Origin of the sequence: Streptomyces sp. NPDC059010 (assembly GCF_042740355.1) — a bacterium.
Lineage (GTDB): Bacteria > Actinomycetota > Actinomycetes > Streptomycetales > Streptomycetaceae > Streptomyces.
Genome location: NZ_JBHYJA010000011.1, coordinates 90,222 through 102,960 on the forward strand (window position 1 = coordinate 90,222; position 12,739 = coordinate 102,960).

The 12,739-nt window shown below is 69.1% G+C and carries 11 protein-coding genes; 7 read left to right on the plus strand and 4 right to left on the minus strand.

The window, feature by feature from the left end:
• Positions 1-45: 45 nt before the first annotated feature.
• Complete coding sequence (locus ACFWYS_RS13855) at positions 46-510, plus strand: SRPBCC family protein (RefSeq protein ID WP_384767061.1); 465 nt, start codon at positions 46-48, stop codon at positions 508-510.
• Positions 511-560: 50 nt separating this feature from the next.
• On the opposite strand, the gene ACFWYS_RS13860 is transcribed toward ACFWYS_RS13855, so the two are convergent.
• Complete coding sequence (locus ACFWYS_RS13860; protein WP_384767063.1) at positions 561-1,484, minus strand: helix-turn-helix domain-containing protein; 924 nt, start codon at positions 1,482-1,484, stop codon at positions 561-563.
• A gap of 183 nt (positions 1,485-1,667) precedes the next feature.
• On the opposite strand from ACFWYS_RS13860, the gene ACFWYS_RS13865 reads away from it, so the two are divergent.
• From ACFWYS_RS13865 to ACFWYS_RS13890, 6 genes are all read left to right on the plus strand, one after another.
• Positions 1,668-2,708 carry an NAD(P)-dependent alcohol dehydrogenase gene (locus ACFWYS_RS13865; protein ID WP_384767066.1) on the plus strand — a complete coding sequence of 347 codons (1,041 nt, stop codon included), beginning with the start codon at positions 1,668-1,670 and terminating at the stop codon, positions 2,706-2,708.
• Between the two features lie 221 nt (positions 2,709-2,929).
• On the plus strand, positions 2,930-3,313 hold the full coding sequence (locus ACFWYS_RS13870) for a VOC family protein (protein WP_384767069.1): 384 nt from the start codon (positions 2,930-2,932) through the stop codon (positions 3,311-3,313).
• A 250-nt stretch (positions 3,314-3,563) separates the two neighbouring features.
• On the plus strand, positions 3,564-6,083 hold the full coding sequence (locus ACFWYS_RS13875) for a tetratricopeptide repeat protein (protein WP_384767071.1): 2,520 nt from the start codon (positions 3,564-3,566) through the stop codon (positions 6,081-6,083).
• A 22-nt stretch (positions 6,084-6,105) separates the two neighbouring features.
• A complete protein-coding gene (locus ACFWYS_RS13880) occupies positions 6,106-6,387 on the plus strand; it encodes a hypothetical protein (RefSeq protein WP_384767074.1) in 282 nt (93 codons plus the stop codon).
• 193 nt (positions 6,388-6,580) lie between these two features.
• Complete coding sequence (locus ACFWYS_RS13885) at positions 6,581-7,150, plus strand: TetR/AcrR family transcriptional regulator (protein ID WP_384767410.1); 570 nt, start codon at positions 6,581-6,583, stop codon at positions 7,148-7,150.
• Entirely contained in the window at positions 7,147-7,521 is a 375-nt protein-coding gene (locus tag ACFWYS_RS13890) for a VOC family protein (protein WP_384767077.1), read from the plus strand. Before ACFWYS_RS13885 ends, ACFWYS_RS13890 begins: the two co-directional genes overlap by 4 nt.
• A gap of 11 nt (positions 7,522-7,532) precedes the next feature.
• Here ACFWYS_RS13890 and ACFWYS_RS13895 read toward each other — a convergent pair whose 3' ends face one another.
• The 3 genes from ACFWYS_RS13895 to ACFWYS_RS13905 form a co-directional block, all read right to left on the minus strand.
• On the minus strand, positions 7,533-8,303 hold the full coding sequence (locus tag ACFWYS_RS13895) for a group II truncated hemoglobin (RefSeq protein ID WP_384767080.1): 771 nt from the start codon (positions 8,301-8,303) through the stop codon (positions 7,533-7,535).
• 84 nt (positions 8,304-8,387) lie between these two features.
• Entirely contained in the window at positions 8,388-11,657 is a 3,270-nt protein-coding gene (locus tag ACFWYS_RS13900; protein ID WP_384767083.1) for a S8 family serine peptidase, read from the minus strand.
• A 236-nt stretch (positions 11,658-11,893) separates the two neighbouring features.
• The gene (locus tag ACFWYS_RS13905; protein WP_384767085.1) at positions 11,894-12,577 is read right to left on the minus strand and encodes an ABC transporter ATP-binding protein; all 684 of its coding nucleotides are present in this window, start codon (positions 12,575-12,577) and stop codon (positions 11,894-11,896) included.
• Positions 12,578-12,739: the final 162 nt, after the last annotated feature.

Sequence of the window (12,739 nt, forward strand, 5' to 3'; positions counted from 1 at the left end):
CTCGACATCGCCGCCCGAACAGTTCGGGACTGCTTTCATGGGGGCATGACCAGCAGAAGCGTCGTCGTGGAGCGGCGTATCGCCGCGGGCCGGGGCACCGTCTGGGAGGCCCTGACCGATCTGAGAGGCATGGAGCGTGTGCTCAGCACCGTGTCGAAGATCGATGTCCTCACGGACGGGGCCTTCGGTGTCGGCACGCGGTGGCGGGAGACCCGGCGGATGTTCGGCAGGGACGCCACCGAGGAGATGTGGGTGACCGTCTGCGAACCGCCCGAGCGCTATGTGGTGGAGGCCGAGTCGCACGGCACCCGCTATGTCTCGGAGTGGGCGCTACGGGCGGACGGGCCGGACGCCACCACGGTGCGGATGGCCTTCTCCGCCGTGGTGTCCGGCGGCATCACCGGTCTGCTCGCGAAGATCCTCGGCGGTGTGGGCGCGCGGGCGGTGAGCAAGGCGATCGCGAAGGATCTGGACGAGGTGGCCTCGGCGGTCGAGGGGCGTGGCCGCTGACCACTGCCGAAGATCGCCGGCCGGCCCGGCCATCGCTGGGCACCACTGTGCTACGGCGCCGAAGTCCCCGACCCCGCCTTGGTCGCGTCCGCCCCCCAGCTCGCCAGCAACCGCAGCGCCTCCGCCGACGGTGACCCCGGCTCCGCGTGATAGGTGATCAGGCTCTGCTCCGTGCCGTCGGACAGGCGGAACGACTCGAAGTTCAGGGTCAGTTCGCCGACGAGGGGATGCCGGATGTGCTTGACGCCGTAGCTCTTCTCCTTGACGTCATGCGTGGCCCACAGCCGCCGGAACTCCTCGCTCTTGACGGAGAGTTCGCCGACCAGGGCCGACAGCCGCGGGTCGTCCGGGTGGCAGCCGGCGTCCATGCGCAGATAGCTGACCATGTCGGACGCCTTCTGGTCCCACTCCACGAACAGATCGCGGTACTCGGGCCTCAGGAACACCAGCCGCGCCCAGTTCCGCTCCTGCACCGGCAGCTCCGACCAGTCGCCGAAGACCGCCGCCGCCATCCGGTTCCAGGCGAGGATGTCCGCACGCCGGCCGGAGATGTACGCGGGCACCCCTTCGATCGAGTCCAGCAGCTGCCGCAGCGCCGGCCGCACATGCTCCGTCCGGGCGGCCGGCCTCTTCTTGTGCTGCTTGGGCTTGGCGAGGTGCGTGAGGTGCGCGTGCTCGGCATCGGTCAGCCGCAGCGCGCGGGCGATCGCGTCGAGGACCTCCGCGGAGACGTTGCGCCCGTTGCCCTGCTCCAGGCGGGTGTAGTACGCCACGGACACCCCGGCCAGCTGCGCCAGCTCCTCGCGCCGCAGCCCCGGCACCCTGCGGTGCCGCCCGAAGTCCGGCAGTCCGACGTCCTCGGGCTTCAGCCGGGCCCGCCGGGTGCGCAGGAACTCGCTGAGCTCGGCACGCCGGTCCAGGCCCGTCGCGTTCTCGGCGGACGGTCCTGTCGGGGATTCGGGCTGTTCATCCATGCCTCAAGTATTCCCGGTCGTACGCACACGATCCTGACCCCGCCAGTGGTAGGACCGGCAGACGTACGTACAACCGAGGTCTGGGTGACTTTCCCGCCCTCCGGCAGGCTGGACGCCGTGCCCGGACGAAAGCACGGATCAGAAGGCAGCCGGGCGCGAGACCCCCGCTAGGAGACCCCCGGCATGACCACCGTCGCCGCATACGCAGCACCCGCGTCCAAGGCTCCGCTGGAGCGCACCACCATCGAGCGCCGTGAGGTCGGCGAGTTCGACGTCCTGATCGACATCAAGTTCGCCGGTATCTGCCACTCCGACATCCACCAGGCCCGCGAGGGCTGGGGCGAGGCGACCTTCCCGATGGTCCCCGGCCACGAGATCGCGGGCATCGTCTCCGAGGTCGGCCCCGGCGTGACGAAGTACCAGGTCGGCGACCGGGTGGGCGTCGGCTGCCTGGTCGACTCCTGCCGTGAGTGCGAGAACTGCAAGGCCGGTCTTGAGCAGTACTGCACCGGCGGCAACGTCGGCACGTACAACTCCGTCGGCAAGGACGGCGAGGTGACCTACGGCGGCTACTCGGAGAAGATCGTCGTCGACGAGAACTTCGTCGTCCGCATCCCCGACGGCCTGTCCCTGGACGTCGCCGCCCCGCTGCTGTGCGCCGGCATCACCACCTACTCCCCCCTCCGGCACTGGAACGCCGGCCCCGGCAAGAAGGTCGCGATCCTCGGCATGGGCGGCCTCGGCCACATGGGCGTGAAGATCGCGCACGCGCTGGGCGCCGAGGTGACGGTCCTCTCGCAGTCCCTGCGCAAGAAGGAGGACGGCCTGAAGCTGGGCGCCGACCACTACTACGCGACCAGCGACGAGAACACCTTCAAGGAGCTGGCCGGCACCTTCGACCTGATCCTCTCCACGGTCTCGGCCCCGCTGAACCTGGACCGGTTCCTGTCCCTGCTCAAGACGGACGGCGCCTTCGTGAACGTCGGCGCCCCCGAGGAGCCCGTCGCCCTGAACCTCTTCTCGGTGATCGGCGGCCGCAAGACCCTCGCCGGCTCCGGCATCGGCGGCATCCAGGAGACCCAGGAGATGCTGGACTTCTGCGCGGAGCACGGCTTCGGCGCCGAGATCGAGCTGATCAGCGCGGACCAGATCAACGAGGCGTACGAGCGGGTGCTCAGCAGCGATGTGCGGTACCGGTTCGTGATCGACACCGCGACGATCTGACCCAACCGGTACGACAGGACCGAACCAGTACGACAAGACCGAGGGCCCCGGAGCCGCACTGCTCCGGGGCCCTCAGCGTGTCGCCGTAGGAGTACCGGAGGAGTACCGGAGGAGTAGAGCCGCCCCCTCCCTCCGACCGATGTGCCGCGTGACAGCCCTGCCTAGCGTGAAACCCGGAGCCCGGAGCCCGTCCGAACCGTGCACACGAGGAGGCAGCCCCGATGACCGTGCAGCTCAACCACACCATCGTCGCCGCGCACGACAAGAAGGCGTCGGCCCAGTTCCTCGCCGACGTCCTGGGCCTGGCGGTGAGTCCGCAGTACGGCCCCTTCATCCCGGTCGAGATCCCCAACGGCGTGACCCTGGACTATCTGGAATCACCGGGCGCGATCACCCCGCAGCACTACGCGTTCCTGGTGTCGGAGGACGACTTCGACACGATCTTCGGCCGGATACGGCAGGCCGGGCTGACGTACTGGGCCGACCCCTTCCACAACCGCCCCGGCGAGATCAACCGCAACGACGGCGGTCGCGGCGCCTACTTCGACGACCCGAACGGCCACAACCTCGAAATCCTCACCAGGCCGTACGGGAGCGGAGGCTGACCGATTCACAAAAGCCGAGGGGAATCGCTGCAATCCCTGCAGTCCCCCGAGGCAACAAAGGGAAGATCCGGAACCGCATATTCGCCGGGAAATGGGATGCCTTTTCCCGGCGCAGCACTAGCCATCCCGCTCACCCCTCCGAGATAGTGTGATGCGACTCTTGGCAGGGCGGGGGCTGTGCAGCGTGATCAATTATCAAGATTTCGAAATCTACATCGAACCCACCAGGTCCGATAAATATCGCGCATCAGTGCGGTCCCCCGTAGGCGAGTACGAGTCCGAGAAGGACTTCAAGCTGCCCTCCGGCCTGGAGCTGGAGAACTTTCTGCTCAGACTCGGACGCCCCAGGATGGGGACGACACGCGGGCCGGGAAATCCGGAGCTGGCACCGCTGAAGGATTTCGGCACACGCCTCTACGAATCACTGTTCCAGGGGCGATTGAAATTCGCGCTGGATACCAGCCTGAAAATGGTCGACCATACCGGGGAAGGGCTGCGCATCCTGCTCAAACTCGGCCCCTCCGCGAAGATCTCGGAGCTGCCCTGGGAGTTCCTGTACGACACTGAGCACAGCCGTTTCTTCGCCCATTCCCTGCGCACCCCTCTGGTGCGCTATCTGAAACTGGACCGCCGTCCCCACCCGGTCACCGTGCGGGCCCCGCTGCGGGTGCTCGTCATGATCGCCAGCCCGGCCGGCCTGCCGAGCCTGGACGTGGAGCGGGAGTGGCACCAGCTGAACACGGCTCTCTCGGGTATGCAGGCCGGCGGACAGGTCAGCGTGGAGCGGCTGGAGAGCGGAACCCTGACCCAGCTGCAGAAGCGTCTGCGCCGTGGCGAGTTCCATGTCTTCCACTTCATCGGGCACGGCGCCTACCTGAAGGACTGGCGGGACGGCGTGCTGTACCTGGAGGACCAGCAGGGGCGCCAACGCATGGTGAGCGGCGGGGAGATCGGCACACTGCTCTCCGACCGGGGCGTGCGCCTGGCGGTGCTGAACGCCTGCGAAGGGGGCAGGGGCGACGACACCGATCTGTTCGCCGGTACGGCGCAGAGCCTCGTGCAGCAGGGCTTACCGGCGGTCGTGGCCATGCAGTTCGCCATCACCGATGTCGCCGCCATCGAATTCGCCCGGGAGTTCTACGAGTCGATCGCCGACGGATACCCGCTGGACGCCGCGGTGTACGAAGGGCGCCGCGCGATTCTCAACGAGGTCAGCAGTTTCGAGTGGGGCACCCCGGTCCTCTACTCACGCGCTCCCGACGGCCGGATCTTCGACGTGGTGAAGGAACCGACCGCCTTCGGAACACCGCCGGACCGACCGGAACCGCGACCGGAACCGAGGGACGGTCACCGCACGACGACGCTCAAGAAGAAGTCCGGGAAACCGGGCCCGAGCGACGGCCGGTCCGGCCGGAACGGCGCCCCGGACGAGCGGAAGCCTCCCCCGGACGGCCCGCCGACGCCCACCACCGACACCACCAGGGACGCCGGGGGCACCGGCGGTAGCGCACCGACGGACCCGAACGGCCCCGCCGGGCTGGTCGCGCGGGCCGCCGCGCACCGTGAGCTGGGCCGGCCCGACGAGGCACTGCGCGACCTCGACCGGGCGCTCGAACTGGCCCCGGACCATGTGCCGGCGCTCATCGACCGAGGGGCGCTGCGCGGACAGCTCGGCCGGCACGACGACTCCCTGCGGGATCTCGACCGAGCTCTGGGACTGGAGCCGGACAACACGGGAGCACTCCTCGAACGGAGCGCCACCCATTGGGAACTCACCCAGTACAGCCTGGCGTTGCGGGACCTCGACCGGCTGCTGCGACTGGAACCGCACCACCCCGAGGCCCTGCACGCCAGGGGAGCCACCTATCGCGAACTGGAGCGGTACGACGAGGCCCTGCACGATCTCGACCGATCACTGCGGCTGAAGCCGGACAACGCCTGGACGCTGATCGACCGGGGCATGTGCCACTGGAGCTCCGGGCGCGAGGACGAGGCGTTCCGCGACCTCGACCGCGCGCTGCAGCTGGAGCCCGACAACGTGATGGCGCTCGCCGTCCGGGGAGCGGCGCACCGGGACCTGCAGAACTACGACCCCGCTCTGCGCGACCTCTCCCGACTGCTGACACTGGAGCCGGACAACGCCTTCGCCCTGCACGCCAGGGGAGCGATCTGGCGGGAGCTGGGGCGTTACGACGACGCCCTGCGCGATCTCGACCGGGCTCTGGACCTGGAACCCGACAACGCCCAGGCGCTGATCACCCGGGGCACCACGTACCAGGACATCGGCCGGAACACCGCGGCGGTGCAGGACTTCAACCGCGCCCTCGCTCTGGACCCCGACCTCACCCCGACCCTGCCCGTCGAGCAGGGCCCCGCCGCGATGCCGGTGTACGAGGTCGAGTACGACGACGATGTCTCGGCACGTCCCGCCCAGGAACCGCCCTTCTGGGAACGGGCACGCTACGGCGAGGCGCTGCGAGACCTCAACCAGGTGGCCGAGCAGGAGGCGAACGAGGCGTTCCTGCTGCGGGACCGCGCCGCCTCCTACCTGGAGCTCGGGCAGTACGCGGAGGCACTGAACGACCTGGACCGCTCGCTGGAGCTGGACCCCGACCACGCCCTCGCCTGGGCGTTTCGCGGGCTGGCGTACAAGGCGCTCGGAGAACACTCACAGGCTCTGCTGGACTTCGACCGGTCGCTGGGGCTCGACCCCACCACGGACTGGGTGCAGAAAGAGCGAACCATCCTACTGAGAATGCTCAGTTCCTGATCGCGTCTGGGGGAATGCCGCGATGCCACTGATAGGGACAGGCCGGGTATGGCCGGGGAAATCCGAGTACTACGAAGTGGTGCTGCGCGCCTACGTGACGTACAGCATCTATGTGCTGCCCGATCGGTCGAGCGTGGACTTCGACGTCCGCGTCTACGACGAGAACGGCAATCTCGTCGCCTACGACGTCGCGCCCGACGCCGACGCCGCCTGCACGATCACACCGAGGTGGACCGGCGGTTTCCGGATCTTCGTCGACTCGGCCCGCGGGATGGCCAACTACACCCTCTCGATCCAGCCCTGACGACCACGAAGGCGGGGACAGCGGTACGGAGTGAGCACTCACTCGCCCTTGACGGAGTGAGCACTCACTCCGTACCGTCCTTCGTATGAAGGAACCCTCTGCTTCCACCCCTGCTTCCACCCCTGCTTCCACTCCTGCCTCCTCCCCGCCCCGCCGCCGGGCCCCCGGTATGACCCCCGACCAGCGGCGTTCGATGATCGTCGCCGCCGCGCTGCCGCTCGTCGCCGAGCACGGCGCCGCCGTCACCACCGGGCGGATCGCGCGGGCCGCCGGGATCGGGGAGGCGACGATCTTCCGGGTGTTCGCCGACAAGGACGAACTGCTCGACGCCTGCGTGGCGGAGGCCGTCAGCCCGGACCATGTGCTGCGCGAACTCGCCTCCGTCGACCTGGAGCTGCCGCTCGCCGAGCGGCTGGCCGAGGCCGCGGACGCGATGCGGGCCCATCTGGAGCGCATGGGCACCGTGCTCGGTGCGCTGCACGCATCGGGGCGGCAGCGCGGGCGGCCCGACGGTGAGCGGCCCGCCCCGGCCGACCGCGACGCCTCCGCCCGCTCCCTGCGCGACGCCGTGTCCGAGCTGATCGAACCCGACCGGGGCGCGCTGCGGCTGCCCGTGGAGAAGGTCGCCGCCCTCTTCCTCGCCACCCTCTTCGCCCAGTTGCGCGGCGGCGCGCTCGGCGGGGAGGACAGCCCGACCCCGGCCGAACTCACCGACGTACTCCTGCACGGCGCACTCAGGCAACCAGGGAGCCGACCCGTATGACCGTCACCCTCAACCACACCATCGTTCCGGCCCTCGACCACACCGCGGCCGCCCGCTTCTTCGCCACCGTCATGGGGCTGGAGCAGCTCCCCCCGGCCGGCAGCGGCGGCCACTTCGCGCCCGTGCGCGTCAACGAGCAGCTCACCCTGGACTTCATGACGGCCGAGGCCGCCGAGGGCCACCATCTGGCCTTCGACGTCGACCCCGGCACCTTCGACCAGATCCTCGGCCGCCTGCACACGCTCGGCGTCCCCTACGGCAACGCCCCGTCCGCCCCGGACAACGGCCGCGTCGACCATCCGCTGTGCGCCCGGGGGCTCTTCTTCACCGACGACACGGGGAACCTGTACGAGGTCATGTCCCCGCGCTGACCGGCGGACCGTCAGCCCTGGTAAGGCGGTGCGGCGCCCCAGTTCCACCTGGGTACCGGCTGTTCGGCCGGTGGCACCGCATCCGGGCCCGAGAAGTACACCGCCAGCCGCGTCCCCCACTCCACGTACGCCAGGAAGGCCGAGCGGAACTCCGCGTCGGTCGGCAGGCCGGCCTCGTCGGCGGCGTCCTGGATGAGGTTGACCCAGCGGCGGCGCTGCGGCTCGGTGATGCCCCGGCCCATGTGCTTGGCGACCATGTGGCCGTGGCCGCCCTGGGTCTCGGAGTAGCCGGGCGGGCCGCCGAAGACCTCGCCGAGCCACAGCGCCACATGCTCGGCATGGTGCGGGTCCAGGCCCGCGAACAGCGGGGCCAGGAGGTCGTCCTTGAGGACCTTGTCGTAGAAGGCCGAGGTCAGTCGGGAGAACGCCTCCGCGCCGCCCGCCCAGGCGTACAGCGTCGGCACCGACGCGCCCGTGCCGCGCACCGTGGTGGGCTTGTAGTGGCGCATCTCCTCGATGTGCGTCACGTACGGACGGATCTCCGCGAAGAAGTCGGTGAACAGCTCCGACTTCCGGAAGCCCTCCAGGTGGTCCTGCGTCGATGTCCAGGTGATCCGCAGGACGAAGTGCTCGAAGTCCTCCTCGCAGCGGGCGAGTTCATAGTCGACACAGTGCGGGGACGCGGCGAGCTGGGCCGCGGCGCGGGTGTAGGCGGCCAGGAACTCCGCCGATCTCTGCTCGGGAATGCGGTACCGGATGTATTCCACCGTGTGAGCCGTCATGGCCCCACGGAAACACGAACCGCCCACCGGAGGCTGTACTTCCGGCGGGCGGTTCGCTATCGGCTCAGCTGTTCCCGGGTCGGGTCACTTGCCGTAATACGCGTTGTAGATCGAGACGGTCGCCTTGTTGCCCTTCTTGTCGGCGACCTTGGCGTGGAAGGAGATCGCCTTCCCCTTCGCCGGGTTCCTCACGGTGATCCTGCCGTCCTTGACCTCCAGCTTCTTCCAGGTCTGGCCGTAGTCGTACGACACGTACACGTGCAGCGACTTGAGGTTGCCGCCCGCGGCCGGGCCCACCACGGTGACCGGGAACGTCACCGTCCTGTCGGCCTCGACCCGGCTGTCCAGGCCGGTCTTGGCGCCGAAGCGGACCGTGGAGGCCGGGAGCACGGCCTGCTCGGCGGACGGCTTCTTGGAGCGGAAGGTCCAGCTCGCGTCGATCCGCGTGGAGGCGGCCGCGACCTTGGCGCTCCGCTTGACCGAGGTCGTCAGCCGGTACTCGGCGTCCCCGGCCGGGACCTTGAACGACCCGCCGCCGAACACCGTGTCGTCGTAGGTGCCGATCTTGGTGCCGTTGCGGTACAGGCTCGTGGTCGCCGAGGTGAAGACCGAGGAGCCCACGTGTTTGCCGGCGTCCGCGAACACCGGCAGCTGGCCGTAGATCTCGTTGCCCTCACGGAACAGGCCGTAGTCCTTGGTGATGTGCGGGCCGAAGACCGCCGTGTTGAAGGTGTTGGAGTAGCTCTGGCCCGCCTTGTAGGTCCGCGAGTCGCCCAGGGAGTAGGACGCGTCGATCACCGGGAGTCCTTCGGCGTCCCGGCCGGCGTACTGCTCGAAGTCGAACGACCACTGGATCTTGTCGGACGTGGACAGGTACACCGTCCGCGAGCCCGGCAGCTTCTGCTCGATCGGGTCGCTGACGATACCGCCGTCGGGGAAGCTGCCCGCGGTGAGCAGGCCGCCGGTCTTGCCGGGGGCCGCGGCACCGAGGCCGTTCTTCACCGTGGCGAGTTCACTCGCCTTGAAGTGGCGGACCTTGTCGCCCTGGATCTTCCTGACCTTGGCCACGGTGGCCACGTTGTACTCGGCGTCGTCGCCCTTGGTCCACTGGCCGTTCCAGGTCTGGCTCAGGCCGCTCGCGACCTCGGGGCCGAGGTGCGCCATGCGCAGGTTGGCGAAGGAGTCGACACTGATGCCGAGGCCGATGCCCGACGGGTCGTAGAAGTAGTCGGCAGCGGCGGCCACCGGCTTGGCCCGCCCGTCCGGCACGGTGATGTCGGCCGACTTGGTGGTGCGGGCGTCGATCGTCACGGAGGTGTTCCTGGTGAGGTCCAGTTTCGGCTGGACCAGCCAGTCGAGCCCGCCCTGCATGGACTCCGGGTCCTTGTCGATGTAGGCGTTCAGCAGATACGAGCCCCTGCGCAGCCGCAGTTTGGCCGTGCCGGACTCGGTGACCGGCACCTTCTGGTCCAGGTTCGTCGCCAGCCCCGAGTACCCGAACAGGGTGGTGTCGTACGCGGATGCCGGCTTGCCGTCCCGGCCGATGTGCTTGACGGTGACGTCGTACGACTCCACCTCGCGCTGCACCGCGGCGGCCGTACGGACGCTCTGCCCGCCGCCCGTCGCCGTCACATACGCGGAGTAGGCGCCGTCGACCGTGCCGCCCAGCTTGGTGTTGACGACGAGGTCGACGGTGGCCTTCTTGCCCGCCGGGACCGTCACCTTCGTCGCGCCCAGCTTGAAGAAGCCCGCGGGAGCCGGCCGGCCCTTGGGGGCCGTGGCCGTGGCGGTGAGGGCGAGCGTGACGTCCTGGGTGCCGAAGTTGCGGTACGTCACCTTCCGGGTGTCCGGCTTGTCATCGGTGTGCGGCCACTGCTGCACACCGAAGCTCACCGACGCCGGGTCGGCGATCACGGTCTGCTTGATGGCCTTGTCCACCTGGATACGGCCCGAACCCTGCTGGAACGGCGTGTACTTGCCGCCCTTGGTGGAACCGGTCAGCGCGCCCTTGAGCTCGGCGTACGTCCAGTCCGGGTGCTGCTGCTTCAGGATCGCCGCCGCGCCCGCGACATGCGGGGTCGCCATGGATGTGCCCTCGATGGTCAGGTAGCCGGGCGGGTTCTCGCCGACCTCCTGCTCGATGAGGCTGCCCTTGGCGGACGCGGCCGTGATGGCGACGCCCGGCGCGGTCACGTCCGGCTTGACGGCGCCGTCACCGAGCCGGGGGCCGGTGCTGGACCAGGGCGCGAGCACGTCCCTGTCGTCGACGGCGCCGACGGTGAGTGCGGCCTCCGCGCTGCCGGGTGAACCGAGACTCTCCGGACCGGAGTTGCCCGCCGCGATCGCGAAGAGGATGCCCTTCTCGGCGGACAGCTTGTTGACCGCCGCCTCCAGTGGGTCGATCTCGGGGGTGTCGCCGCCGCCGAGGCTCATATTGACGACCTGGGCGCCCTGCTCGGCCGCCCACTCCATGCCGGCGAGGATGCCGGAGTCGTCGCCGAAGCCGTCGTCGCCGAGGACCTTGCCGCTGATGATGTCGGCGCCGGGTGCGACGCCCTTGTACTTGCCGCCCGACTTGGCGCCGGTGCCGGCCGCGATGGACGCGACGTGCGTGCCGTGACCGAACTTGTCCTGCGCCGTTGCGGCGGGGGTGAAGTTCTTGGCCGCGACGACCTGGTCCTTGAGGTCGGGATGCGTCGCGTCGACGCCGGTGTCCAGTACGGCGATCTTGACGCCCTTGCCGTCGTAGCCGGCCGACCATGCCTTCGGGGCACCGATCTGTGCCACGGACTTGTCGAGGCTGGCCTTGCGGACGCCGTCGAGCCAGACGTGCGCGATACCGGAGGCGGTCCGGTCACCGTTGGTGAGCGCGTCCCACAGATCGGGCGTGTCCCGGTGCGAGGTCTGCACCGCGTCCGCGTTCAGGGCCGGCAGGGCCCGGCGCAGCTTGCCCGCGTCGCGGACGTCCGCCTTGGCGCCGGTGGCGGCGCCCTTGTAGCCGACGATGACCTTCAGACCCTTGGCCTGGGAGGTACGGACCGCGGACCTGGTCAGCTCGGTGACGTCGAACAGCCGCTGGTCGAGCTTGCCCGCCGCGACCAACCGGGCCGCGTCGGCCGGGATCACGAGGGTGTGTCCGCGGATCTCGCGGATCTGGACGGGTATGTGCCGGCGCCCCTCCGCCCGCTCCAGGCCGACCACCCGGCCCTTGGAGTCGACGGCGACCCGGTCACCCGTGATCAGGGTGACGCGGAGGGGAGAAGTGAGTGAATCAGCGGTGCCGGAGGTGCTCTGCTCCGGTTCGGCCGACGCCGGGCTGGTCATTCCCGAGGCGAGGGCCACGGCGGCCGCCATGGCGACAGAGGCCGCACATACACTCTTGAGTTGTCTGCGCAAGATTCCCCCTTGCAGATGGTCCGGGCGAATTCCCCTTCACCCGGCCGGGGGAGGTCACGTACGCAAACACGTCACCCCCCGGAATACGCAGTATGCCGAGGGGTGATCGGGCGCCTCAATAGATGAGAACAAGGTGAGAAGCACGCCGGTCAACTGTTACGCGGCGGCGAGAACTCCGTTACGTAGTGGTCAAGTTACGCTCCTGCGTTCTCCTTGACACTGATGCGGCCCTTGCGAATGGTGACCAGCCGCGGGGCCTTTTTCGCGATCGCCGAGTCGTGGGTGACCATGATGAAGGTCAGCCCCAGTTCCTTCCACATGCGTTCGAGTACGTCCATGATCTCGTCGCGCATCGACTCGTCGAGGTTGCCGGTGGGTTCGTCGGCGAGCAGCACCTTGGGTTCCTTGACCAGCGCGCGGGCGATGGCGACGCGCTGCTGCTGGCCGCCGGACATCTCGGACGGCAGATGCGTGAGGCGTTCGCCGAGGCCGACCGAGTTCAGCGCGTCGGCGGCCCGTTCGCGGCGGTCCTTCGGCTTCACGCCTAGGGGGACGAGGGCGGTCTCGACGTTCTCCTGGGCGGTGAGGGTGGGGATGAGATTGAAGGCCTGGAAGACGAAGCCGATGCTTTCGCTGCGGACCCTGGTGAGCCGCGCTTCGGGGAGCTTGGCCAGGTCGGTCCCGTCGAACACGACCTCCCCCGAGGTGGGCCGGTCGAGGCCGCCGAGCATCTGGAGGAGGGTGGACTTGCCGCCGCCGGTGGGGCCCTGGATGACGAGACGGTCCCCGTCGGCGATGGTGAGATCGACGCCGTCGAGGGCGTTGATGGCTTCCTTGCCTCGGGTGTAGCGCTTGGTGACGTTTCTGAGTTCGTACATGGTGGGGTGCTCCTGGGTGGGGATCGGGGGTGGATCGGGTTTGATTGCGGCTGCGGGCGGGTGGGGGCTGGTCGCGCAGTTCCCCGCGCCCCTGGGGGCGTTGCAGTCCCGCCTGCCTAGACCTAGCTGCGGGCAGTCGTGCCGCTGGGGCGGCACGGGTGG